Annotated in this window: 22 protein-coding genes; 11 read left to right on the forward strand and 11 right to left on the reverse strand. The window is 62.5% G+C overall.

Translation table 11 applies throughout. From position 1 onward, the window contains the following. Window positions 1-72: 72 nt before the first annotated feature. The 3 genes from CVE41_RS06460 to CVE41_RS06470 form a co-directional block, all read right to left on the reverse strand. Window positions 73-1,359, reverse strand: coding sequence for a glycosyltransferase (locus tag CVE41_RS06460; RefSeq protein ID WP_157799428.1), 1,287 nt, complete (start codon window positions 1,357-1,359; stop codon window positions 73-75). Between the two features lie 88 nt (window positions 1,360-1,447). Continuing rightward, a complete protein-coding gene (locus CVE41_RS06465; protein WP_100261395.1) occupies window positions 1,448-3,502 on the reverse strand; it encodes a ribonucleoside-diphosphate reductase subunit alpha in 2,055 nt (684 codons plus the stop codon). Window positions 3,503-4,083: 581 nt separating this feature from the next. Further along, the gene (locus tag CVE41_RS06470; RefSeq protein ID WP_157799429.1) at window positions 4,084-4,584 is read right to left on the reverse strand and encodes an energy transducer TonB; all 501 of its coding nucleotides are present in this window, start codon (window positions 4,582-4,584) and stop codon (window positions 4,084-4,086) included. 348 nt (window positions 4,585-4,932) lie between these two features. On the opposite strand from CVE41_RS06470, the gene CVE41_RS06475 reads away from it, so the two are divergent. The 6 genes from CVE41_RS06475 to CVE41_RS06500 all read left to right on the forward strand — a co-directional run bounded on the left by CVE41_RS06475 (window position 4,933) and on the right by CVE41_RS06500 (window position 12,455). Continuing rightward, window positions 4,933-6,489, forward strand: a complete 1,557-nt coding sequence (locus tag CVE41_RS06475) for a class I adenylate-forming enzyme family protein (RefSeq protein WP_100261396.1) — start codon at window positions 4,933-4,935, stop codon at window positions 6,487-6,489. A 492-nt stretch (window positions 6,490-6,981) separates the two neighbouring features. Then, entirely contained in the window at window positions 6,982-9,021 is a 2,040-nt protein-coding gene (locus CVE41_RS06480) for a toll/interleukin-1 receptor domain-containing protein (RefSeq protein ID WP_198507741.1), read from the forward strand. A gap of 85 nt (window positions 9,022-9,106) precedes the next feature. After that, complete coding sequence (locus tag CVE41_RS06485) at window positions 9,107-9,442, forward strand: hypothetical protein (protein ID WP_100259926.1); 336 nt, start codon at window positions 9,107-9,109, stop codon at window positions 9,440-9,442. 69 nt (window positions 9,443-9,511) lie between these two features. Continuing rightward, a complete protein-coding gene (gene guaA, locus CVE41_RS06490; protein ID WP_100259927.1) occupies window positions 9,512-11,086 on the forward strand; it encodes a glutamine-hydrolyzing GMP synthase in 1,575 nt (524 codons plus the stop codon). A 1-nt stretch (window position 11,087) separates the two neighbouring features. Next, window positions 11,088-11,801, forward strand: coding sequence for an endonuclease III domain-containing protein (locus CVE41_RS06495; protein ID WP_198507742.1), 714 nt, complete (start codon window positions 11,088-11,090; stop codon window positions 11,799-11,801). Between the two features lie 6 nt (window positions 11,802-11,807). Next, entirely contained in the window at window positions 11,808-12,455 is a 648-nt protein-coding gene (locus tag CVE41_RS06500; RefSeq protein WP_100259929.1) for an endonuclease III domain-containing protein, read from the forward strand. On the opposite strand, the gene CVE41_RS06505 is transcribed toward CVE41_RS06500, so the two are convergent. From CVE41_RS06505 to CVE41_RS06520, 4 genes are all read right to left on the reverse strand, one after another. Beyond that, on the reverse strand, window positions 12,445-12,996 hold the full coding sequence (locus tag CVE41_RS06505; protein ID WP_232725822.1) for a DUF924 family protein: 552 nt from the start codon (window positions 12,994-12,996) through the stop codon (window positions 12,445-12,447). The two genes, CVE41_RS06500 and CVE41_RS06505, sit on opposite strands and share 11 nt — an antisense overlap. Then, complete coding sequence (locus tag CVE41_RS06510) at window positions 12,993-13,403, reverse strand: hypothetical protein (RefSeq protein ID WP_198507743.1); 411 nt, start codon at window positions 13,401-13,403, stop codon at window positions 12,993-12,995. Before CVE41_RS06510 ends, CVE41_RS06505 begins: the two co-directional genes overlap by 4 nt. A gap of 63 nt (window positions 13,404-13,466) precedes the next feature. Then, window positions 13,467-14,891 (reverse strand): metalloprotease TldD, encoded by a 1,425-nt coding sequence (gene tldD, locus CVE41_RS06515; protein ID WP_100259930.1) that lies wholly within the window; start codon window positions 14,889-14,891, stop codon window positions 13,467-13,469. Between the two features lie 54 nt (window positions 14,892-14,945). After that, entirely contained in the window at window positions 14,946-15,206 is a 261-nt protein-coding gene (locus tag CVE41_RS06520; protein WP_100259931.1) for a zinc-finger domain-containing protein, read from the reverse strand. Between the two features lie 55 nt (window positions 15,207-15,261). Here CVE41_RS06520 and CVE41_RS06525 point away from each other — a divergent pair, with 55 nt between their 5' ends. Continuing rightward, complete coding sequence (locus tag CVE41_RS06525; RefSeq protein WP_100259932.1) at window positions 15,262-16,200, forward strand: ABC transporter ATP-binding protein; 939 nt, start codon at window positions 15,262-15,264, stop codon at window positions 16,198-16,200. Between the two features lie 4 nt (window positions 16,201-16,204). Here CVE41_RS06525 and CVE41_RS06530 read toward each other — a convergent pair whose 3' ends face one another. Next, window positions 16,205-16,393: a hypothetical protein gene (locus tag CVE41_RS06530; RefSeq protein ID WP_090476753.1), complete on the reverse strand. Its 189-nt coding sequence runs from the start codon at window positions 16,391-16,393 to the stop codon at window positions 16,205-16,207. A gap of 129 nt (window positions 16,394-16,522) precedes the next feature. Here CVE41_RS06530 and nadB point away from each other — a divergent pair, with 129 nt between their 5' ends. Beyond that, window positions 16,523-18,100, forward strand: coding sequence for an L-aspartate oxidase (gene nadB / locus CVE41_RS06535; protein WP_232725823.1), 1,578 nt, complete (start codon window positions 16,523-16,525; stop codon window positions 18,098-18,100). A 9-nt stretch (window positions 18,101-18,109) separates the two neighbouring features. Here the strand turns inward: nadB and CVE41_RS06540 are convergent, their stop codons facing one another. Beyond that, the gene (locus CVE41_RS06540) at window positions 18,110-18,496 is read right to left on the reverse strand and encodes a PilZ domain-containing protein (protein ID WP_100259933.1); all 387 of its coding nucleotides are present in this window, start codon (window positions 18,494-18,496) and stop codon (window positions 18,110-18,112) included. 168 nt (window positions 18,497-18,664) lie between these two features. On the opposite strand from CVE41_RS06540, the gene CVE41_RS06545 reads away from it, so the two are divergent. Continuing rightward, window positions 18,665-19,558 carry an alpha/beta fold hydrolase gene (locus tag CVE41_RS06545; protein ID WP_100261400.1) on the forward strand — a complete coding sequence of 298 codons (894 nt, stop codon included), beginning with the start codon at window positions 18,665-18,667 and terminating at the stop codon, window positions 19,556-19,558. Between the two features lies 1 nt (window position 19,559). Here CVE41_RS06545 and CVE41_RS06550 read toward each other — a convergent pair whose 3' ends face one another. Beyond that, on the reverse strand, window positions 19,560-20,945 hold the full coding sequence (locus CVE41_RS06550) for an L-serine ammonia-lyase (RefSeq protein WP_100259934.1): 1,386 nt from the start codon (window positions 20,943-20,945) through the stop codon (window positions 19,560-19,562). Between the two features lie 128 nt (window positions 20,946-21,073). Here CVE41_RS06550 and gyrB point away from each other — a divergent pair, with 128 nt between their 5' ends. Beyond that, window positions 21,074-23,614, forward strand: a complete 2,541-nt coding sequence (gyrB, locus tag CVE41_RS06555; RefSeq protein ID WP_100259935.1) for a DNA topoisomerase (ATP-hydrolyzing) subunit B — start codon at window positions 21,074-21,076, stop codon at window positions 23,612-23,614. A gap of 19 nt (window positions 23,615-23,633) precedes the next feature. Then, window positions 23,634-24,710 (forward strand): AI-2E family transporter, encoded by a 1,077-nt coding sequence (locus CVE41_RS06560; RefSeq protein WP_100259936.1) that lies wholly within the window; start codon window positions 23,634-23,636, stop codon window positions 24,708-24,710. Here CVE41_RS06560 and CVE41_RS06565 read toward each other — a convergent pair. Beyond that, complete coding sequence (locus CVE41_RS06565) at window positions 24,707-25,234, reverse strand: hypothetical protein (protein WP_100259937.1); 528 nt, start codon at window positions 25,232-25,234, stop codon at window positions 24,707-24,709. The genes CVE41_RS06560 and CVE41_RS06565 overlap by 4 nt on opposite strands. Window positions 25,235-25,247: the final 13 nt, after the last annotated feature.

Below are 25,247 nucleotides of genomic sequence, written 5' to 3' on the forward strand. Positions count from 1 at the left end.
CATTTCGAAAGGCCTCGGCTGCTTCGTGCAGTCGGGGCCTTTCGCGTATCGCCTGCCGCTTAACGGCGAGCTTCAGGTCGAAGCGAGCCGCTCGACAAGGTCGTCGACCGCAGCGAAAGCCTCGTCGCGCGTGAAAGCCATGGCAGCATTCGCCGGAAGATCGGGAATCCGGCCGCCGCCCGCTTCCTTGCTCGCAATCCAGCTGCGCAATTGGGCGGCAATCTTCTCGGCGTCCTGGGTGGCGATGCCGAAATCGCCTTCCCGTACGATCTTCGCCGCTTCGCCGGATTCCAGCCCGGTTGCCAGGATCGGCCTTCGCGCGCCGATATATTCGAACAGCTTGCCCGGAATGACGTCGTCCTCCGCGGGATCGGGCCAGCGGCACATCAACAGGACATCGGCCGCACGTTCCACCGCCAGGACTTCGCTGCGCGGAAGGAATTCGTGCACCTCTACGCTCTCGGCGACGCCGTATTGGGAGATACGCTGATCGAGGAAACCGTATTCGTCGTGATAGAAGATCGCGCGCACCTTGTGACGGTCCTCGCCCAGCATGTCGATGGCTTCGAACAGCGCCTTGGGGTCGCGGCGCTCGGCATAGATCAGTCCGGCATGGATGATCGTCAGGCGATCGGGATCCAGGGGGGCGGGCGGCGCTTCCAGTCCCTCGAAATCGCTTTCGACCCAGCCGTTCCGCGCGAGGACTACCTGTTTACCGGTCTGCTTCCTAAGCATATCGCGCGCACCCGCGGTTACCGCGACAAAGGCATCCGCATGGCGCTGCACCCTGCGGCCCTGCCACTCATAATAGCGGGTGAGGAAAGGGTGTCGCTCGATATAAGGGTTGTCGACCCACAGGTCGCGCTGCTCGCAAATCCAGGGGAGGCCGGTTGCCGACGCGATCTGACCGGCCGCGATGTGGACCGAGTGCGGTGGGCCTGAAGAATAGACGAGGTCGAAAGCCTCGGCTCCGCCCAGTTCGATCGCTTTTTCGACAGCCCGCGGCACCCAGTATGCGCGGAAACGGTCGGGCATCTGCCGCGCGAGCCATAGCCAGCGCTTGAGCTTACCCGGCTTGCTGGCGGGTTTGCGGCCACTTTCGCCGCGACCTTGCGAAACCTGTGGTTCCGACTTGTCGATCGGCAGCATCGCGGTCGTCAGATTGGGATGGTCGATCTCTGTATGGATACCGCTCGCCGTGCCAATGCGCGCACCGATTACGGTAACCTTGTGCCCCTGTCGCGCCCAATGCAGGGCAAGCGCACCCGTGCGCGCCGCGCCAGCTTGTGCATAGGGCGGGAAATTGGGCGTAATGAAAAGGATGCGCTGCGGACCCATCGCGGCATAGGTGCCCCGCATGGGTGAAAAGGGCAAGGCCCACAAAAAGAGCGCGCCGGGCCACCTTATGAGGCCCGGCGCGCATCTTGTTACCCGTCCAAGGGTTCTCTTACTGGCAGGCGAGGCATTCCTCGTAATCGGTCTGCTCGGCGCCGGCAGCCAGTTCGTACTTTGCCGCATCGGCTGTGTTGTCCGCTTCGACACCGCCGGCGAAACCGGCGCGCTGCACGCTCTTCGAGCGGAGGTAGTAGAGCGACTTGATGCCCTTCTCCCAAGCCTGGAAGTGCAGCATCATGAGGTCCCACTTGTCGACGTCCGCCGGGATGAACAGGTTCAGCGACTGGGCCTGGTCGATATAGGGCGCGCGATCGGCAGCAAATTCGAGCAGCCAGCGCTGGTCGATTTCGAAGCTGGTCTTGAACGCGGCCTTTTCTTCCGGCGTCAGGAAGTCGAGATGCTGGACGCTGCCGCCCTGCTCGAGGATCGAATTCCAGACTGCAGTGCTGTCCTTGCTCTTCTTCTTGAGCAGCTTTTCCAGGTACGGGTTCTTGACCACGAAGGACCCGGACAGCGTCTTGTGGGTGTAGATGTTCGCCGGGATCGGCTCGATGCAGGCGCTGGTGCCGCCGCAGATGATGCTGATCGACGCCGTCGGTGCGATCGCCATCTTGCAGCTGAAACGCTCCATCGCGCCCATTTCTTCCGCGTCCGGACATGCACCGCGTTCCTGTGCGAGCAGCATTGAAGCTTCCGAAGCCTTGCCCTGGATGTGCTTGAACATCTTCAGGTTCCAAACCTTGGCCATCGGGCTTTCGAAGCCGATGCCCTTCTGCTGGAGGAAGGAGTGGAAGCCCATCACGCCGAGGCCGACCGAGCGTTCGCGCATCGCGGAATACTTGGCGCGGGCCATCTCTTCGGGGGCACGGTCGATATAGTTCTGCAGCACGTTGTCGAGGAAGCGCATGACGTCCTCGATGAACTGCTTGTCTTCGTTCCACTCGTCCCACTTCTCGATGTTGAGCGAGGACAGGCAGCAGACGGCCGTACGATCGTTGCCGAGATGGTCGATCCCGGTCGGCAGGGTGATTTCGGCGCACAGGTTCGAGGTCGAAACCTTGAGGCCAAGTTCGCGGTGATGCTTGGGCATCATGCGGTTCACCGTGTCGGAGAAGACGATGTAGGGCTCGCCCGTAGCGAGGCGGGTTTCAACGAGCTTCTGGAAGAGGCTGCGTGCGTCCACGGTCTTGCGGACCGATCCGTCCTTCGGGCTGAGGAGGTCGAATTCCTCCCCATTGCGCACCGCTTCCATGAAGGCGTCGGTAACCAGCACGCCGTGGTGAAGGTTCAGCGCCTTGCGGTTGAAGTCGCCGGAAGGCTTACGGATTTCGAGGAATTCCTCGATTTCCGGGTGGGTGACGTCGATGTAGCAGGCTGCCGAACCGCGGCGCAGCGACCCTTGCGAAATGGCGAGGGTAAGGCTGTCCATGACGCGCACGAAGGGGATGATGCCGCTGGTCTTGCCGTTGAGGCCGACCGGCTCGCCAATGCCGCGCACATTGCCCCAGTAGGTGCCGATGCCGCCGCCCTTGGAGGCCAGCCACACGTTCTCGTTCCAGGTGTTCACGATACCGTCGAGGCTGTCGCTCACCGAGTTGAGATAGCACGAGATCGGCAGGCCGCGCTGCGTGCCGCCGTTAGAAAGGACGGGCGTCGCGGGCATGAACCACAGGCGCGAGATATAGTCGTAGAGGCGCTGGGCATGTTCGGCATCGTCGGCGAAGGCATCGGCCACACGTGCGAACAGGTCCTGGTAGCTTTCGCCGGGAAGCAGGTAGCGGTCTTCGAGCGTTTCCTTGCCGAACACGGTCAGCAATTCGTCGCGCGAGCTGTCGGTCTTCACGTTGAACCGGCGGTCGAGGACCTTCTTGGAATCCTCCTTCACCGCGGCGGCCTTGGCGACTTCGGCCATGGCACCGGCCATCGCTTCGCCAGCGGCTTCGGCGACCAGTTCTTCGCTGCCCTTGTCCTGCTTGTCCATTTTCACTGCCTTTTCCGCCGCGTCCTTTTTGGGGGCCGGCTTCTTGGCGGGTGCGGTGTCCTCGTCACTGTCCTGAGTATCCAGATCCAGTCCCATAGCCGCTTCGTCCCCGCTCTTGAAATCCATGTCGTGCCCCACTCTCGTTTTGTTGCGCAGCGGGTTCGTGCCCGCTTGCCTTCCGGCTCTTGTTCGAGTCGCCAAGCGGTGTGTCCTGCCTAGCAATTTCGTCGGCCTTCAGGGTGAAAACTTATCCCCTTTTTCCCCACAGGCCCGACCGGAAAACGGCACTCAACCCATATGGGGACGAATGCCGAAATCTCTAGGTCTTGTGGGTACCCCCCGGTGACCGACCACTAGATAGTGAATCAGAGCGGACTCGCGCGCAAGAGGGTAAAGGCGAAATTAACACGCAGCCGCGCGCTTGCGGCCAGGTGTATCACCATGATGCGACGCAGCGACGCGTGGACCAAGCTGGACTTTGTCGCTGCGCAAGCCCCAAAATGAAAATGCGAAAAAATTTTTGCGTGCAAACTTCCCGTCACGGGATTGCGCACGGTCCGAATCCGGGCGCGCAATATTAGAATCGAGATGCGAAAAAGGGCCCCGCTCCATGCGAGGCCCTTTCCGTGTGGCAGACCCGACGCGAGGCGGCACCCCGCAGACAGATACCGCCTCGACGCCGAGCCGGCTCCTGCCCTGGGGGAGGGTCAGGAACTGGGTGACGGCGCCATGTTGAGGGCCAGTACGGCACGTTCCTCGGGATCCTTCGACGCGAGGCGGCGTGCTTCCGATTCGGCCAGCTTGCGTTCGAGCGATTCGCGCGACGTACGGCCGGCGGCGACGATGACATTCGCCTGGATTATCGGATCGGGTCCTGCGCTTGCGGGCAGCGGCAGGAGCGAGTCGATGCGACCGACGGCATCCTGAACCCTCCTGTCGAGCCGCTTGCTTCCGGAGGATTCATAAGTCTCCATTGCCGCCGGACGCCCGTCGGCGCCGGCCTGGAAACGAACTTTCACGATGCCGCTGGGGGTCCAGCGGTGATCGATACGCATCCGGCGCAATTCGGTATCCAGGTCCTTGGAGACCTCTTGCACGAATGCCTGGTCGCTGCGCGCGGAAACGACGATTTCCTGCGAGGAAAGCGGCACGGCAAGCATAGTTGCCGCTGCCGCGGTGGCGAATAAAGCTACTGTTATCTTGGTCATGGTGATCATCCTTTCATTAGACGGGATGATCGGCCGCAGAGAGTATCACACGATGTGCGACCGTGTGTTGTTGCGATGACGGTCTATGGTCGATCCGATCCGAGAAGGTCTGCGGAACTCCCCGGATCGACTGCACGATACTCCTAGCCCTGTCCGATTCAAAACGTCACGACAGTTTTTTGACGAGAAACACCGCAAATTGATCGAATAAGTCGGGCGCCCGTATCGCTGTGTCGGGCGAATGGGCGAAAACATCGCCCGCCGGAAATGATCGCACCGGAACATGAAAGCGACTCGGTGCAGGATCCGCTTGCTGGACAGATCGCTTGCGTGCGCTATCAAAACCGCATGGGAGACAAAGCGGCAGTTGCCACACTATCCGAGCCTTTCGGCAATTTTACCCAGGTCCTGGCACACTGGGCCGGGCGACAACCCGAAGCCACAGCGCTTATCGACGACAAGGGTTCACTGACGTGGGCGGGCATGGCCGATCGGACGGACCGCATCGCTGCGCGCCTGTTGGATGAGGGACTGGAACGGGGACAGTCGGTCGCCATCCTGGGCATCTCGTCAATCCCCTACGCGCTCGTCTTTCTTGCTGCCGTACGTGCCGGCGGTGTGGCAGCCCCGCTCACCACGAGCGCCAGCGCCGAGCAGCTCGAAGCGATGGCCAGGGACAGCGGCGCCCGGCACCTGTTCGTGACACGGGCCAAGCTGGATGAAGTGGGCGAAGCGCGCTTCGCCGGTCTCGACATCATCGTCCTGGATGAAGCACTGGACGGATGGATGGCGCCGGCAGGGACACAGGCGCTTGACCCTGAACCTGCGCCCGAGGACCCCTTCAACATCATCTATTCGTCCGGCACGACGGGCACTCCGAAAGGCATCGTCCACTCCCACCAGATGCGCTGGCGTCAGTTCGCGGCCACCGCGTCGAGCTGGCTCGAAGCCGGCATTCCGGTCCGCACGCTCGCCTCTACCCCGCTCTATTCGAACACCACCATGGTTGCATTCCTGCCTGCGCTGCTTGCCGGGGGCACGGTCAGGATCATGGGCAAGTTCGATACGATCGGATGGCTGACTCATGCCGCGGCAGATCGCACCTCGATCACGATGCTGGTGCCGGTCCAGTACCAGCGGCTCATGGACGAAGCGCGTTTCGACGAGTTCGACCTGTCCTCGCTCGTGCTGAAATATTGCACCTCCGCTCCGTTTTCTTCCGAGCTGAAGCGCGAGGTCCTGGCCCGGATGCCGGGCGCCTTGATCGAGATATACTCGATGACCGAGGGCGGCGTGGTCTGCCTGCTCGAAGCACACAAATTCACGGATAAGCTGCACACCGTCGGTCGGCCTGCTCCGGGTAGCGAACTCAGGGTCCTGGATGACGAGGATCGTGAAGTCCCGCCCGGCACGCCGGGCAATCTTGTGGGGCGCAGCCGCACGATGATGAGCGGATACAAGAATCGGCCCGACCAGACCCGCGAAGGCTATTGGACCGATCCCGAGACCGGAGAAACATGGCAGCGCATGGGCGACATCGGACGCGTCGATGCGGAAGGCTTCGTGGAACTTGTGGGTCGCGCAAAAGACATGATCATTTCAGGTGGCTTCAACATCTATCCGGTCGATCTCGAGAACGAGCTCATGAAGGAAGCCGACGTGATCGAAGCGGCGGTGATCGGGATGCCATCGCGCAAATGGGGCGAAAGCCCCGTCGGCTTCGTGAAGCTGGAGGATAACGCCCGCGAGACCGGGGCGATCCGCGAAGCGGTGAACGGCCGGCTTGGCAAGACGCAGCGGCTGGCCCAGCTGCACGCGATCGACGAAATGCCGCGTAGCCATATCGGCAAGCTGCTCAAGACAGAACTTCGCGACCTCGCCGCGCAGCACGGCGCTCCCGAATAGGATAGTCAAGACTGGCAGCCGCGTTCGAGACGCGGCGCCGACGATCCGACGTACTGATGTGCGGTCGCCGCGTTCGAGACGCGGCGCCGACACTTGGGGGGAGGGGGAGAGGAGGTGTGGGCGGCCGCGTCTCTACTCGCTGCCATATCACCTCGCGCCGGAAGGGCTTAGCGTTAGGAGGACGCATGGGCCGAAAAGGCCAGCGGTTCCGCGCGAGGAAGGCGACGACAGGGTCCTTAGGGAAGAGCCTGACGCCATCTCTGTGCCGGTCGGAAGGACTTGGGAGACTGTTCCGTTCCCGGCTGTGCGGCCTGTAATAATATTGCGGCACCGCGAACGAAAGTGAGAAAACATCAGGACATGTTGCGTTTTGCGCAACATGATTGGCCCGACTTGACCGGATCACATTGCAAAGCATGCAATTTTGCTGCAACTTCTTGAAAAAATTGGGGGTTGCCGAGTCGTATCCGGGGTCGCGTCCGGAGGGCAAACTTGGCCGAACGTCGTTACAAGGCATTCATCAGCTATTCGCACCGCGACAAGCGGGTTGCGAACTGGCTGCATCATGCCTTGGAAACCTATCGTCTGCCGGATCAGGCCCGAGTAACGATGGGCCGCCAGGGTCTCCAGCCCATCTTCAAGGATCGCGACGAACTCCCCGCCGCAGACAGTCTTGGCGAAGCGATCGAACAGGCGATCCGCGCCAGCGATGCCCTGATCGTCCTGTGTTCGCCCAGCGCTGCCAAGTCTCCCTGGATTGCGCGCGAGATCGATCTCTACAAACGGTTGAACGGCGATCGCGGGATCTTCCCGGTCATCGTCGAGGGTGAGCCGCCGGACAACTTCCCCGCCCCCTTACTGGTCCACTACGAGAACGGCGAGCCGACTGACGCGCAGTCAGAGCCGATCGCCGCCGATATCAGGCCCGAAGGCGACGGGAAGAAACTGGCCAAGCTGAAGCTGATTGCCGGCCTCGCGCATCTCGATCTCGACAGCCTCGTGCAGCGCGATGCAGCGCGTCGCCAGAAGAGGCTCGCCATGGTCGCCGCCGCCTCGCTGGTGGGCATGGTCGGCACTTCCGGCCTTGCCCTCTACGCGATCGACCAGCGCAACGAAGCGCGGGAACAGCGCGCCGAGGCGGACGGGCTGATCGAATACATGCTGACCGATTTGCGCAAGCAGCTGGAGCCGGTCGGGCGGCTGGAGGTGCTCGACGGCGTCGGCAAGCGGGCGATGGACTACTATGCCCGCCAGAAGCTGGAAGACCTCTCCGACAGCGAACTGGGCCGCCGCGCCCGTGCAACCATGCTCGTGGCAGAGGTCCAGAATGTGCGCGGGGACAATGCTGGCGCGCTTCCGGCATTCCAGCAGGCCGCGCGGACGACGGAGGCGCTACTCCTGCGCAAGCCCGACGATCCCGAGCGCATGTATAATCACGGCCAGAGCCTGTTCTGGGTCGGCTACATCGCATGGCAACACGGCCGCATGGACGAAGCGCGAGAGGCGCTGGAGGGCTATTCCGAAATTTCTCACGAGCTGGCCGCCCTGGATCGCGAGAATCTCGAATGGCAGATGGAAGAAGCCTATTCGCTGAGCAACCTCGGCACGATGGATTTCGAGGGCGGCAATCTCGCCAGCGCGCTCGACTATTTCCAGCGCAGCCTCGATCGGGTCGATGCCGTCTCCGAAAAAGAGGGGCGCCCGGTCGCCCGCCAGATCGAACTGGGCGAATCCCACTCATGGGTATCGACGACGCTCCGGGATTTGGGCCGCATCGAGGATGCAATCGGGGTCAGGGAACGGGAACTGGGGATCTATGCCCCCTTACGCCGAAACGACCCGGGCAATGTCGATGCCATCTACGGCGAAGCCTACGCAGCCGCAGCGATGGGAAACATGCTCATGGAAAAGGGCGACTTCTCCCGCGCGCGTACAATGCTGGAAAAGTCCATCGCGCTCGGAGAGGAGCAGATTGCCGCCGATCCGCAGAACACTTTCGCGAAGGAACTTATCAGGGCCAGCATGCGCGACCGTGCTCTTCTGGCATGGCTGGATGGAGACAGGGACACAGCCACCCGCCTCTTCGAACGGCTCGAGACGCACCTGGCATCATTGCAAGCGGCAGACCGGGACAATTACGAATGGAACGTCGAGGATCCCGTGCGGCTGGCGCTTTATCGGGCCTTCAGTGACCGTCTTTCCGAGCCTGCCGATTCCCTGCGAGCGAGGGCGCTGTCGTGGCGCAAGGCACTCAAGCGCGAGGATCCCGACAGTCCGGCGCTTCTCGTGGGCAGCTATGTGGCCGAAGGTCTCGCACTCGATCGGCTGAACCGGAATAGCGAAGCGCGCACTGCCTATCGCAAGGCCGTTTCGATCGGGGATGTTACGCCCGAAGTGGTGAACACGCGCAAGATCGCCCTTCAGGCGGTGGCGGCAGAACGGCTCGGCGACCGGCAGGGTGCCCTCTCGCTGCGCCGAAGACTTACCGAACTGGGCGTCGACCCTCCGATCGACAACGCATTGAGGCGCTAGGAGGGGACCCAGGTCGAAGCTCTTCCAGCCCTTCGGATCGCGACAAAGGCTCCGGACAGTCCGGGCCTCCTGAAGGAGAAGCAAGATGACGACTACCGCAGTAGGAGCAGTCACGATCACGATCGATGACAAGAAGAACAAGAGCTACAGCGCCGACGAGGTCACGCCCGACGAGAACAACCAGGTTGTCATGACCCTGGTCTCCAGCGGCAGCAAGAGCTGGACCTACAAGGACAAGCCGATCACCATCAAGAACGATGCGAATTTCACCTGGACACCGGAAGACGGCGGCGGGACCGTCCTGACCGTCACCGATTCCGGTGATGACAAGAAGAAGCATCCCAAGCACGACTACACGGTTCACGTGAAGAGCAACGATGGGGATGAGCTCGATATCGATCCCAAGATTGTCGACCGGTAAACCGCTTTCGGGCAGGGGCAGGAGGCGCGCGCTGGACTTGCGCGCGTGTCCTGCCTAACCGCTTGGCGCATGGACGACGCACACCTTCCCGATTCCATCCTTATCGTCGATTTCGGCAGCCAGGTTACCCAGCTCATCGCACGCCGCGTGCGCGAAGCGGGTGTCTATTCCGAGATCGCGCCTTTCACGCAGGCCGAAGAGGCATTCCATCGCCTCAAGCCCAAGGGCATCATCCTGTCGGGTTCACCCGCCGGCGTGCCTGAAGAGGGCAGTCCTCGCGCACCCGAAATGCTTTTCGAAGCGGGCATTCCGATCCTCGGCATCTGCTATGGCCAGCAGGTCATGAGCCACCAGCTCGGCGGCGAAGTGCGCCCCGGCCATGAGACCGGCGAAGGCGGTGAATTCGGCCGCGCCTTCCTGACCGTGACCAAGGAATGCGCGCTTTTCGACGGCCTCTGGAAAGAGGGTGAGCGGCACCAGGTATGGATGAGCCACGGCGACAAGGTCACCAAGTTCGCCCCCGGATTCGAAATCGTCGCCATTTCCGACGGCGCGCCCTTCGCGGTTATCGCCGACGAGAAGCGCAAGTTCTACGGCACCCAGTTCCACCCCGAGGTCGTCCACACTCCCGATGGCGGCAAGCTGATCGCCAACTTCGTGCGCCACGTCTGCGGGCTTGCAGGCGACTGGACAATGGCCGCCTATCGCGAAACCAAGGTCCGCGAAATCCGCGAACAGGTGGGCGACGGCAAGGTGATCTGTGGTCTGTCGGGCGGGGTCGACAGCTCGGTCGCCGCGATCCTCATCCACGAGGCGATCGGCGACCAGCTGACCTGCGTCTTCGTCGACCATGGCCTCCTGCGCCTCAATGAACGCGAGCAGGTCGAGACCATGTTCCGCGACCATTACAATATCCCCCTCGTCGTCGTGGACGCAGAAGAGATGTTCATGGATGGCCTCGCCGGGGTCACCGACCCAGAAGCCAAGCGCAAGTTCATCGGCAAGACCTTCATCGACGTGTTCGAAGCCGAAGCGAAGAACGTGGGCGGCGCGGACTTCCTCGCCCAGGGCACGCTCTATCCCGACGTGATCGAAAGCGTCAGCTTCACCGGCGGTCCTTCGGTCACGATCAAGAGCCACCACAATGTCGGCGGCCTGCCCGAACGCATGAACATGCAGCTGGTCGAGCCGCTTCGCGAACTGTTCAAGGACGAGGTGCGCGAACTGGGCCGTGAACTGGGCCTGCCCGACATGTTCGTCGGCCGCCACCCCTTCCCCGGCCCGGGCCTCGCTATCCGCATCCCGGGCGAGGTTACGAAGGAACGCTGCGACATCCTGCGCAAGGCCGACGCGATCTATCTCGACGAAATCCGCAAGGCGGGACTTTACGACGCGATCTGGCAGGCTTTCGCCGTGCTGCTGCCGGTAAAGACCGTAGGCGTCATGGGCGACTATCGAACCTATGACAGCGTCTGCGGCCTGCGCGCAGTAACATCGACCGACGGCATGACGGCCGACGTGTATCCTTTCGATGCGGCTTTCCTGACGGGCTGCGCCACGCGCATCGTGAACGAGGTGCAAGGCATCAACCGCGTGGTCTATGACTACACCAGCAAGCCGCCGGGCACGATCGAGTGGGAGTGAGTTGGAGCTCGATTTAGGCCCCGACCCGCGTACGCAAACCCTGCGCCGCCTGCAGGACCTGCTGGTTCAGCGTTTCGGCAGGATCGAGCGGGCGGCAGCGGAATGGCGCCAGCCCGAGTGGGTTCTCGTCCAGGGCGTGATCGGGGCACGGACCAAGTCCGAGGTCTCCAACGCGGCGACCGATCGTCTTCTCAAACGCTATGGCTCGTGGGAGGGAGTGGCCGACGCACCGCTCGAGGAACTGCAGGCCGAACTGGCGACGCAAACCTATCCCAATATCGCCGCCGAGCGCTTGAAGGGTAGCCTTTCCGCGCTGGTCGAGCGGCGCGGCGCGGTTGATCTGTCCAACCTCGCGGACATGGAGACGCTGCCCGCCATGCGCTGGCTGGAACAGCTACCCGGCATCGGACGCAAGATCGCGGCTGGCGTAATGAACGCGAGCACGCTGGACCGGCGTGCAATCGTCCTCGACGGCCATCACACCCGCATCCTCCAGCGCATGGGATTGGTCCCGCCCAAAGCCACCACCGATCGCGCTTTCGAAGCAATCATGCCCGTCATGCCGGATGAGTGGGACGGCGCGACTTTCGACGAACATCACTTGCTGATGAAGAAGCTCGGCCAGACCTGGTGCCGGCCCGCCATGCCCGATTGCGCATCCTGCCTGGCCTTATCGCTGTGCAAGACTGGAACCGAGCGCGTCGGCAATCGCTGATCGTCCATGCTGGACGAGCGCCAAGTCGAGGAAATCTACCGCATCCTTTCGGAAGAGATGCCGGGTCGCACGCCCGACGCGAAAGGCCCCAAGGGCCAGCCCGATGCCTTCCGGTCCTGCATATCCTGCATGCTCTCGGCGCAATCGCTCGATCGCAATACGGCCAAGGCGGCCCGCCAGCTGTTCGCGCTCGCGACAACGCCGCAGGAGATGCTCGCACTGGACGACGAGCAAATCGCAGCCGCCATCAAGCCGTGCGGGCTCTACAATATGAAGACGCGCAACATCCGCGCCTTTTGCACCAGCCTCTTGGCGGACCATGGCGGCATAGTCCCCGACACGCGGGAGGGACTTCTCACGCTGCCGGGCATCGGCCGCAAATGCGCGGACATCGTGCTGAGCTTTACCTTCGGAAAAGACGTGATCGCCGTCGACACCCATGTGCACCGCGTGTGCAATCGCATCGGCCTGACCGAAGCGAAAACGGCAGACAAGACCGCGGCCCAGCTAGAGGAGCGCAGCCCCGGATGGGCCATGGCAGACGGTCACTTCTGGCTGATCCAGTTCGGTAAGCGTGTGTGCACCGCCCGCGCACCCAAGTGCCCGCGCTGCCCCGTCTCGCATCTGTGCGAATTCTACTCCGCTACCAGCTGAACCCGGCCTCGATCGCCGCTTTTTCCTCTGCCGTGGTTTCTCTCCCCAGCACCTCGTTACGGTGCGGGAAGCGGTCGAAACGCGCGATCATTTCTCGATGCGAGGTCGCGAATTCGAGCGCGCCGGGCACATGCTTTTCGAAAAGGGTAACGCAAAGATCCTGATCCGAGATGTCCTCGCTGTGCATCAGCGGCATCAGGACGAATTGCTTTTGTGCAGTCTCCAGGCCGGCAAGCCAGCCTCGCTCCAGCACACCATGCGTCAGTTCCCGCGCTAGGGGGTCCCAAGCGAAGGCCTTTGCCGTGTCGCGATGGATGTTGCGCGGGATCTGGTCGAACAGGAGGATTGCAGCGCGCGCCGTATCGGGCTCGCCGAGGAAGCTGGCAGCGGCCTTAACGCCTTCGCGCTCCAGATCGTCGCTGAAGCGGTCGCGCAGCATCGCATCGACCTTGGGAGAGGATGCGTACCAGTCGGAGCTGTTCAGCTCCTCGAACCAGGTGCGCAAGATCGCGCGCACCCAGTCATCGGCCTTGTCGCTCACCCTTCTTCGGGCAGGCGATAGGGGATGAAGTCGTCGAGGAAGATGACGCCGCTGAACATGTTGGAGGCGCGGTCCCGCGTGGTGACCTGGTCGGTGCGGCAGAGCTGCGAGCCGCTGAACTTGCGGATGACGAGGTAATCGCCGTCGTCGATCGATTCGGGTGTCTTGGTGTAGTTGACCCAGATCGTCTTGCCGGACTTGTAGACCAGCGCGGTGTCGTCGATGCGCTGCATGGAGCGCGAACCGATGGTCGTGATGCAGCTTTCAGGTTCGCCGGCTACGCGGCCTTCGAGGATCTTGGCGAGCTTCGCCTCGCCCTTCGTCATTTCCTTGTGGTCATCCGCCTGGACGGCGGGCGCGGCCAGCAGGCCGAGGGCGGCGGTGGCAAGTGCAAGGCGTTTGATCATGGCGAGTCTCCTGATGCTTGGGACTATGTATCACAATACTCCTGAACCGCGCATGAGTTGCGGTCAGCCGGTGCCGCCGACAGTGATCCCGTCTATAAGGAGGGTCGGCTGGCCCACGCCGGCAGGCACGCTCTGCCCGCCCTTGCCGCAGATGCCGATACCTTCGTCCAATGCCATATCGTTGCCGATGCCCTTGACCCGCGTAAGGACGCTGGGACCATCGCCGATCAGCGTTGCACCCTTGATGGGGGCGACGATCTTGCCCTTCTCGACCTTGTAGGCCTCGGTGCAGGCGAAGACGAACTTGCCGCTGGTGATGTCGACCTGCCCGCCACCGAAGCTGGTGGCGTAAATGCCGTCGTCGAGGCGGCTGAGCAGTTCTTCCGGATCGTCGGTCCCGCCTTGCATGAAGGTGTTGGTCATGCGCGGCATGGGTGCGTGCTGATAGCTTTCGCGGCGGCCGTTGCCGGTCGCTTCCACGCCCATCAGGCGCGCATTGAGGCGGTCCTGCATATAGCCCTTGAGGATGCCGTCCTCGATCAGAACGGTCTCGCGCGTCGGCGTGCCTTCGTCATCGATGCTGAGCGAGCCGCGGCGTTCTGCCATGCTGCCATCGTCGATCACCGTAACGCCCGGCGCGGCGACCCGTTCGCCAATGCGGCCGGAAAATGCGCTGGTGCCCTTGCGGTTGAAGTCACCCTCGAGGCCATGTCCCACCGCCTCGTGCAACAGGACGCCCGGCCAGCCGGCGCCGAGCAGGACGGTTTGCTCACCCGCAGGAGCCGCCACGCTGTCGAGATTGACCAGCGCCTGCCGCACCGCTTCGTCGATCGCGCGCATCCAGGCGCCCTCGTCGAACAGGCGGTCGTAGAGATAGCGGCCTCCAAGGCCGAAGAATCCGGTTTCCCGGCGGCCGTTCTGCTCTGCCACCACCTGGATGTTGAGCCGCACCAGCGGGCGTATGTCACGCGCGGTGTAGCCATCGGGCCGCACGATTTCGACCACGCTCCAATTGGCGAGAAGGCTGGCCGAAACCTGCGCAACGCGCGGGTCCTTCGCCCTCGCCACCGCGTCGATCTTTTCCAGCAGTGCGACCTTCTCCTCGAACGGGACGAGGTCCAGCGGGCATAGGTCGGTGTAGAGGTGCCGGTTGGTCCTTTCCGGTGCCGCGGCCGGCGGGCTCTTCGTCGGGTCGAGCAATTGCAGCGTCTCGCCAGCCCGCGCGATGGCGGCCGCGCTGATGTCGTTGGCGTGGGCAAAGCCGGTGGTCTCGCCGGAGACGCCCCTGAGGCCAAACCCCGAATCGCGGCTGTAATCGGCGGTCTTGAGCCGTCCGTCATCGAAACTGAAAGCCTCGGACGCGATAAACTGCATGTAGAGCTCGCCGTCGTCGCAGGACGACAGGAGGCGCCGCGTCAGCGACTGCGCTTCTTCGGGGGTGAGCTTGTTGCCGTAGATGAGGGCGTGCGGGTCGGAGGCAATGGTCATGCCGCCAATGTAGGCACGCGGGTCGCGATTGGCGAGAGGGGTTGGCGGGAAGGCCTAGCGGTGGCCCGGGTCGCCGCCTTCGGAAATGTCCATCAGGGCCGACTGGTCGACACCGTCGGCAGGACCTCCTTCAAGCACGAAGCGCCGGTCGCAATAGCCGCAATCGACATATCCATGCTCGTCAATCTCGAGATAGACCTTGGGATGGCCCAGCGCGATCGGCTTGTAATTCTCGCCGCTGCGGATGTCGGTTGCACCGTCGCACCACACCCTGCGGGTGGTGACCTTGGACACTTCGGGAGGAGGCAGGCTCATGGCGGGTGCCGATAATGGGTTTTTAAGCGCGCCTCAAGCGCCTAGAGGCACTGCCATGACAACTCCCCCTGCAATTCGCATCGATAACCTTGTCAAACGTTACGCTCCGAGCGGACCCGGTGAAGAGGGGAAGCTGGCCCTTAAAGGCGTGAGTTTCGATGTCCCGCAAGGCGGCGTGTTCGGCCTGCTGGGCCCCAATGGCGCGGGCAAGTCGACCATCATCAACATTCTTGCAGGACTGGTCCGAAAGACATCCGGCAGCGCGGAAATCTGGGGCTTCGACATCGACGAAAGCCCGCGCAATGCAAAACGCTCGATCGGTATCGTCCCGCAGGAAATCGTGTTCGATCCCTTCTTCACGCCGTTCGAGGTGCTGGAAAACCAGGGCGGGTTCTACGGGATAGGCAAGAGCGACCGGCGCAGCGAGGAGCTGCTCGCCGCCGTCCACCTGGCGGACAAGCGCAATGCCTATGCGCGCTCGCTTTCGGGCGGGATGAAACGCCGCCTGCTGATCGCCAAGGCGATGGTCCATTCGCCGCCGATACTCGTGCTGGACGAGCCCACCGCCGGGGTGGACGTCGAACTGAGGCGGCAATTGTGGGAACTGGTGGGCGAGATGAACGCGGAGGGTGTCACCGTGGTGCTCACCACCCACTATCTCGAAGAAGCAGAAGAGCTCTGCGACCAGATAGCCATCATCAACCATGGCGAACTGATCGCCAACAAGCCGACGAAGGAACTGATCGGCATGGCGCGGGAAAAGATCGTATCGGTCACCGTCGACAAGGACCTGGGCGGCCCGATCGTGGAGCCCGCTTTCCTCAAGTCCGAAGTGGTCGAGCCGCGCCGCCTCGACATCACCTTCGACCGCGACAAGGCGAGCGCGGGCCAGGTGCTCGCGCTCGTCCAGTCACACGGTTACACGATCGAGGACGTCACCACGCGCGAGGCCGACCTGGAAGATGTCTTCGTCCAGCTGACCGGCGCGGGCTGATCGCTCAGACGAAGTTGCGCGGCCCGAGGCCTGCGTCCTTCACCCGCAGCTTTTCCCAAACGTGCGGTTCCACCTCTTCCATCGGCGTGCTGCAGCAGCGGCACCTGCCGACATGCATTCCGCCGGCCTTGCGCATATTTGCGTAATCGACCGTGTGTCGCCCGAATGCGCAGGCGAGCAATCCCATTTTCATTATTGCGACCCTCCAAAGTCCTGCCCCTGTCGATTCGGGCCATAACGCGCTGTCAGCCATGGTTAACCCCGTTTTCGCCGAGTCGTTCTCTGCTTGCCGCATGGCGATTGCATGGGCATGACGCGGGGCATGACACACGACGTTCTCGTCATCGGGTCCGGCGCCGCCGGACTCACTGCCGCACTCGAACTGGCACAGCACAAGAAAGTGCTCGTCCTGGCCAAGGGCAAGCTGACCAGCGGGTCGACCGCCTGGGCCCAGGGCGGGATCGCGGCCGTGCTGGATGCTGGCGATACGTTCGACAACCACATCCGCGACACCATGGTTGCGGGCGGCGGCCTGAATGACCAGGAGACGGTCGAATTCGTCATCGAGCGGGCGCCCAAGGCGATCGACCGCCTGTGCGAACTGGGCGTGCCATTCAATCGCGAGGAAGGCGATCTGCACCTCACCCGCGAGGGTGGCCATTCGCATCGCCGTATTGTGCACGTGGACGACGCAACCGGCTGGGCCGTGCAGGCTGCCCTGCTCAAGGCCGCCGAAGAGAACCCGAACATCACGCTCCTGCCCAACCAGAGCTGCGTCGACCTCGTAACGGGTCGGAACCAGAAGGATTTTTCAGGATCGGGCCGGGTCTGGGGCGCTTATGCGCTCGACGAGGAAAGCGGAAAGGTCGTCACGCATCTCGCGCGGGCTACCGTTCTTGCAGCTGGCGGTGCGGGCCGCGTCTACCTGTTCTCGACTTCTCCGCGCGGTGCGACGGGCGACGGGATCGCCATGGCATGGCGGGCGGGCGCACGGGTCTCCAATATGGAGATGATGCAGTTCCACCCCACCTGCCTTTACAACCTGGAGGTGAAGAACTTCCTCATCACCGAAGCAGTGCGCGGCGAAGGCGGCCGGTTGTTCAACCCGGTCACAGGCGAACGCTACATGGAAAAATACGACGCCGAGCGCATGGAGCTGGCCCCGCGCGACATCGTTGCGCGCGCGAACGACGACCAGATCAAGCGCTATGGCCTGGACTACGTCCACCTCGACATCAGCCACCAGCCGCCCGAGTTCGTGAAGGAGCATTTCCCGACGATCCACGAGAAGCTGCTTGGCCTTGGCATCGACATGACCAAGGATCCGATCCCCGTCGTCCCCGCTCAGCATTACACGTGCGGCGGCGTGAAGGTCGATCTCGATGCGCGCACGGACCTCCCCGGACTATGGGCCGCCGGAGAATGCACCGAAAGCGGGCTTCACGGCGCCAATCGCCTCGCCTCCAACAGCCTGCTCGAGTGCTTCGTTTTCGGCGAAGCTGCGGCGAAAGATATCCTGTCGTGCTGGGACGAGCTGGACGATCCGCCCGAAATCCTGCCGTGGGACGAAAGCCGCGTGACGGACTCCGATGAGGAAGTCGTCATCAAGCAGAACTGGACCGAAATCCGCCGGTTCATGTGGAACTATGTCGGGATCGTGCGTACCACGAAGCGGCTGGAACGTGCCGCCCATCGCATCCGCCTGCTGCGCGGCGAGGTCGAAGATTACTACGGCCACTTCCGTGTGACCACCGATCTCATCGAACTGCGCAACCTGCTCGAATGCGCGAACCTCATTGTGACGAGCGCGCTCAAGCGGCAGGAAAGCCGCGGGCTGCATTTCACGCTGGATTACCCCGAGACCGACCCAATCGCACGGGACACGGTCCTCGTCCCCTGAAACCCGCCCTTATTCCGGCAGTGAAATCGTGCGGGGGTCGAGCGGAGGCAGCACCCTGCCGAACCCGTCGACATTGGTGTCCTCGGTGATCGTTATACCGTCGGCAAAGCGGAAATAAGCTAGCGTAGCCATAGCGATCGGGGCATCGAACCTGACCCCGGCGCTGCGCTTTTTAGCCCAGCATACGCTGCCGCTGGCTTCCATTCCGTCCATCAGGAAAAGCGTTATCGGCTGCCCGCTCTCTAGGGCTTCGGGCTCAATATCCCTCAGCCGGCAACCGGCCAGCGAGAGGTCCGAAATGCGCCCGTTGCCGTCGAAATCGGGCGCACGAAAGGGGATCGTGGAAGACGCCTCATAGCGTTCCGCGGCACGCCGCTCCATTAGTTGGACCCCCATTTCACAAGCGAAAACGTAGCAAAAGATACAGGAAAACACTTGTACGAATACGACTGCCCGCCAGCCCGGCTCCTTGTACCGGGGGAGGCTCGATAGGTTGCATTGGACAACTGCATCGAAAGTAAGGCAGATGATCGCAACCAAGCACTAACGCCGGGAGAGCGCCTGATGCCAAAGACGACCGCAAACGGGATCGAAATCCATTACGAAGAGCGCGGCAAGCCCGAAGACCCGGCAATGCTTCTCATCATGGGTTTCGGTGCACAGTTGACGCTCTGGCCCGACGAACTCGTCGATGAGCTTGTGGGCCATGGCTTCCGCGTCATCCGCTACGACAATCGCGACATCGGTCTCAGCCAGAAGTTCGACGGGGTGAAGGCGCCCGGTCTCGTCAAGATGACGCTGATGAGCAAGATCGGCCTTACACCCCGCGTTCCCTATACGCTTGCCGACATGGCTGCCGACGGGATCGGCCTGCTGGATGCCCTCGGGATCGAGCGCGCCCATATCGTGGGGGCGAGCATGGGCGGCATGATCGCGCAGCACGTCGCGGCGAAGTATCCCGATCGCTGCCTGTCCTTCACGCAGGTCTTCTCGACGACCGGCAATCCCAAACTGCCGCCGGCGAAGAAAGAGGCGCTCCAGGCGCTGGTGACTCGTCCCAAGAGCGACGCGGAAGAGGAGCTTGTCTCACACGGCATCATGCTGGCCAGGACCATCGGCTCGCCCGGCTATCCCTCGCCCGAAGACCGATTGCGCGAACGCACTCTCGTCAGCGTACGGCGCAGTTTCTACCCTGAAGGGCCGACCCGCCACTTGTCCGCAATTGTCGCGGATGGCGATCGCAGCTCAATGCTTGGCGACATCACGGTGCCGACCCTTGTCTTGCATGGCGAAGACGATCCGCTGGTCCCGTGCGAGGGCGGCAGGCATACGGCCGAGTGCATTCCCAACGCCCGCCTGAAGACCATTCCCGGCTGGGGACACGATCTGCCATTGGAACTGGTCGATGAACTAGCCGGCGAAATCGCTGCGCACGCCAAGCAGGGCGCCGCCGCCTAGGTCAGCATTCGATTACGTTGACCGCCAGCCCGCCCTGGCTGGTTTCCTTGTACTTGCTCGACATGTCGAGGCCGGTCTGGCGCATCGTCTCGATCACCTGGTCGAGGCTGACGCAGCCTTCGGCACCGGTACGATGAAGGGCGAGGCGCGCGGCATTGACGGCCTTCACCGCCCCGATCGCATTGCGTTCGATACACGGGACCTGCACCAGTCCACCCACCGGGTCACAGGTCAGGCCGAGATTGTGCTCCATCCCGATTTCGGCAGCGCTCGCGACTTGCGGCGGGGTTGCCCCCCATAGCGCGGCGAGGCCCCCGGCTGCCATGGAGCAGGCCACGCCAACTTCGCCCTGGCACCCCATTTCCGCACCGGAAATGCTGGCCCGCTGCTTGTAGAGAAGGCCGATTGCCCCTGCCGTAAGGAGGAACGTCCGGCGACTTTCGGTGCACGGAGCCTCGTCTGCCGTCTGGCAGTAGAAGCGGATCACGGCCGGGATAATTCCCGCCGCCCCGTTGGTTGGGGCAGTGACCACGCGGCCACCGGCGGCGTTTTCTTCATTGACCGCCATGGCGTAGCAATTGAGCCAGTCGAACAGCTGCTCGCGCTCGTTGGATTGCGGATTGGCGGACAGCTTGTCCCACAGGTCCGGCGCGCGCCGTTCGACCTTCAGGCCGCCCGGCAGGATCCCGCGCTGCGACAGGCCGCGGTCGATGCACTGATCCATCGCCCGAGCGATCCGGTCGATCCCGGCCAGTGTCTTGTCGCGCGGTCGGAAGGCATCCTCGTTGGCCAGCACCAGTTCGGCAACGCTCATGCCGGTCGCCTTGCAGCTCGCCAGCAATTCTTCGGCCGAACCGAAATCGAATGGCGCCAGCGTGCCGGTTCCGATCCGGTCGTTCTTGGGCTTGCGTTTCAGTTGCGCCTCGCTGGCGACGAACCCGCCACCGGTCGAGTAATAGGTCCGCTCCAGCAGCACCTGACCGTCCCGACCCCGCGCAGTCAGCTTCATGCCGTTGGGATGCAGCGCCGGAATGATATGTCCGGCGAGGTCGATATCCTTTTCCTGGTGGAACTCGATGTCACGCCTGCCTGCAAAGCGCAGTCGCTTGTCCTCGCGCACGGCTTTCAGCGCTGCCTGCGCTTCGTCCGGACAGGTACTATCGGGCTTGAACCCGGCAAGACCCAGAATACTTGCGTCTACAGTGCCGTGACCGATGCCGGTAAGCGCCAGGGAACCCTGCAATTCGACATGGACATTCACCACGTCGTCGAGCTTGCCGGTCTTGGCCAGCGCCCGCGCAAACAGGGCGCCGATCCGCATCGGTCCGACGGTGTGCGAAGACGAGGGACCGATCCCGATCCGGAAGATGTCGAGTACCGAAAGCATCGGGCATGGATGCGCTTAAACCATCGCGGAATCAACCGGTTTCAGTTGAAACCTTCGCCTGCCGTGCCTGTGGGTAAATCGGGGTCAAATCCTTTGGTTTTTGCCCCTCCAAAGCCTATATAATCAGCATGGACGATAACACTCAGGACGCCGCTGGCGCAAAGGGCGAAAAAGCCCGCAATTCCAACGAATATGGCGCAGACTCGATCAAGGTCCTCAAGGGCCTCGACGCGGTGCGCAAGCGCCCCGGCATGTACATCGGCGATACCGATGACGGATCGGGCCTTCACCACATGGTATTCGAGGTGTCGGACAACGCCATCGACGAAGCACTTGCCGGTCATTGCGACCTCGTGCTGATCGAACTCAACGCCGACGGATCGGTCAGCGTCGAGGACAATGGCCGCGGCATTCCCGTTGGCATGCACAAGGAAGAAGGCGTTTCCGCAGCGGAAGTCATCATGACCCAGCTGCACGCAGGCGGTAAGTTCGAGAACACGTCCGACGACAACGCCTACAAGGTGTCGGGCGGCCTCCACGGCGTGGGCGTGTCGGTGGTCAACGCTTTGTCCGAATGGCTCGAGCTGGTCATCTGGCGCGATGGCAAGGAACACTGGATGCGCTTCGAGCACGGCAATGCCGTAGAATCGCTGCGCATTACGGGCGATGCCCCGCCGGTTGCCAACAATGGCGATGACGATGGCCTGAAAAAGGGCACCCGCGTCACCTTCAAGGCGTCGGAAGAAACTTTCAAGAACGTCATCGAATTCGATTTCGACAAGCTCGAGCATCGCTATCGCGAACTCGCCTTCCTCAATTCGGGTGTGCGCATCCTGCTGCGCGACAAGCGGAGCGAGGAAGTGCAGGAGCACGACCTCTTCTACGAAGGCGGCATTGCGGCCTTCGTCAAATGGCTCGACCGCAACAAGCAGGCACTCGTCGCAGAACCGATCTCGGTCAGCGCAGAGAAGGACGGCATCGGCATCGACGTCGCGCTGGAATGGAACGACAGCTATTACGAAAACGTCCTGTGCTTCACCAACAACATCCCCCAGCGTGACGGCGGCACCCACCTTGCCGCTTTCCGTGCCGCGCTGACGCGTACCCTCAACAATTACGCGCAGTCTTCGGGCCTGATGAAGAAAGAAAAGGTCAGCCTTTCGGGCGAGGACATGCGCGAAGGCCTGACCGCTATCGTCTCTGTCAAACTGCCCGACCCCAAGTTCGGATCGCAGACCAAGGACAAGCTGGTCTCGTCCGAAGTGCGCCAACCGCTCGAAAGCCTGATGGGCGAAAAGATGAGCGAATGGCTGGAAGAGAATCCGAACGACGCCAAGGCCATCGTCCAGAAGGTCATCGACGCTGCCGCCGCTCGCGAAGCCGCGCGCCGCGCCCGCGAGATGAGCCGCAAGGGCGCGATGAGCGTGGCATCGCTGCCCGGCAAGCTGGCCGACTGCCAGGATCGCAACCCCGAAAACTGCGAACTATTTCTGGTCGAGGGTGATTCCGCAGGCGGATCGGCCAAGCAGGGCCGCGATCGCAAGACGCAGGCAATCCTTCCGCTGAAGGGCAAGATCCTCAACGTGGAACGCGCCCGCTTCGACCGCATCATCTCGTCCAAGGAAGTCGGGACACTGATCCAGGCGATGGGCACCGGTTTGCGCGATGAATTCAACCTAGAAAAGCTGCGCTATCACAAGATCGTGATCATGACCGACGCCGACGTCGACGGTGCACACATCCGAACCCTGCTGCTCACCTTCTTCCATCGCCAGATGCCGGAAATCGTCAAGGCAGGGCACCTCTTCATTGCCCAGCCGCCGCTGTACAAGGTTACCCGCGGCAAGAGCGAGGTGTATCTGAAGGATCAGACGGCCTACGACCGCTACCTGATAGACCAGGGCCTGTCGGGTCATCGCCTCGACACGAAGGAAGGCTCCATCCCGGCAACCGGCATGGCCCAGCTGGTCGAACATGGATTGCGGATGCGCAATCTGCTCGCCTTCGTGCCGCGCAAGTACAAGCTCGACCTCATCGAGGCTATGGCGCTGACCGGCGCACTGGATCCGCAAGGCGATCGCCAGGCCGGTCTCGACCGCGCCGCCGCCCACCTCCAGATGGGCGATCCGGAAGCGAAATGGTCGGCCGAAATCGGCGATGACGGCGTGGTCCGCTTCTTCCGCCTCTGGCGCGGCGTTACCGACGTCCACGAAATCGAGCCTGCCTTCATGGACAGCGCAGAGGCCCGCAAGCTTCATCGCGTCGCCGGAGAACACGCCGAAGTCTACGGCGCGCCGGTGCGACTGGTGAAAGGCGATAGCGATGATGCGGAGCCGATCGACCCCGAAAGCGACGATGAAACCGACGCCGACGCGCCGGCCTTCATCGACGACAGCGCAATCACTCTGCCCACGCAATTACTCGACACCGTTATGGCTGCGGGTCGTAAGGGCCAGAAGATCCAGCGGTACAAGGGTCTCGGCGAAATGAACGCAGACCAATTGTGGGAAACCACGCTGGATCCCGACAACCGCGCCCTGTTGCAGGTCAAGGTCGAGGATGCTGATGTGACAGACGAGATATTCACCCGTCTGATGGGCGACGTGGTCGAACCGCGCCGCGAATTTATCCAGGCGAACGCGCTCAACGTCGCCAACCTCGACGTATAACGACAAGAGGCGGGCGGGGATGGAGCTGGAACGCGGCAAGGCCATCGAACAAGGCGGTTTCCTGCTGTTCCTTGGACTGATCACACTCGCATTGCTGGTGGTAGTCCTGCCGTTTCTCCAGCCCATGCTCTGGGCGGCACTGGCGGCAATCATGTTCCAGCCCCTGCTGCGCTGGTTCCTCGTACGTTTGCCGGGGCGAGATAGCCTGGCCGCGTCCCTGACCCTGATCGTGATTTTCGTCGCCGTCATTTTGCCCGCATTCTGGATCGGCAGCGAAGTGGTCGACGAAGCGGCAGGCCTCGTAGTCGCCTTCCAGCAGGGCCGGATCGATGTGGCCGATTGGTTCGAACAGGTGTTCGGGGCGCTTCCCGCGAATATCCAGGCCTCGCTCAGCGAATCCGGCTTTGGCGATCTCTCGGCACTGCAGGAGCGCGCGCAGGAATTCGCGCAGGACAGCCTCGGACTTATAGCGCAGCAGGCAATCGCGTTCGGCGGCAGCGTTTTCGGCTATGTCCTCGCCTTTGCCGTGGGTCTCTACGTCAGCTTCTTCCTGCTGCGCGACGGCAGGACGATCAGCGCATCTATCCTGCGTGCACTGCCCTTCGACCAGTCGATCTCGCAGCGCCTCGCCGATCGTTTCCTCGGCATCGTACGCGCCACAATCAAGGGGTCCATCGTCGTCGGGCTGGTGCAGGGTGCGCTCGGCGCGCTCACCTTCTGGGTGGTAGGCATGCCCTCGGTCCTGCTTTTCGGCGTGATCATGGCCATCGCATCGCTCCTCCCGGCGGTCGGTCCGGCAATCGTATGGGTCCCTGCGGCGATCTACCTGTTGGCTACGGGCGCGATCTGGGAAGGTGTGGTGGTCGTCATATCGGGCGTCGCGCTGATCGGCATGATCGACAACATCCTGCGCCCCATCCTCGTGGGACGCGACACCGGAATCCCCGACTGGCTGATCCTCGTCTCGACCCTTGGCGGAATCGCCTTGGCCGGCCTTTCGGGCATCGTGATCGGTCCGCTGGTGGTCGGTCTCTTTCTTGCGGGATGGAGCATTCTGAGCGAGCAGCGCGCCGCCACTGCCACTGCTGCCACTTAGTCGAGAGCTACCGCCCCCAGCTTGGGATTAAGCGCAGTAATGTGGTTGAGCCACTTCTTGGGACGGCGCAGCATGTCGTCGGGATATTCGACTTTCAGCCCCATGATACGGCCGATCTCCCCCACGAAATGGATGCAGTTACGCGTGTCCAGATCGTAGAATTTCCCCGGCGCATCGCGCCATTCGGCAATAAGCTTCTTCACCTTGCGATATTGCACATCGGTCATGCTCAGGGTGAAATGGCGGTTCGTCTTGGTCAGCCATTTCTCTTTTTCCGTCATCACGATGTGTTCGACCGGGCCGCGCAGCACCGCAGGCGTCGCGCGCTTGGCGGAAAAGCCGAAGTTTTCTTTCACGCTGGTGCCGTCCTCCAGCGTCCCTGTCATCGACACGAAAGTGTGCGGATACCGACCGGCAAGAACCGAACCGTTGAAGGAATGGAAGGTGATCTCCACCGCCGCCGCGGCCATCGAGGACCAGGCGAGTGCGAAGAGGACGATGAAATTACGGAGGGTGCGAACCATGACGTGCTTCTAA

This window comes from Qipengyuania seohaensis (assembly GCF_002795865.1).
Lineage (GTDB): Bacteria > Pseudomonadota > Alphaproteobacteria > Sphingomonadales > Sphingomonadaceae > Qipengyuania > Qipengyuania seohaensis.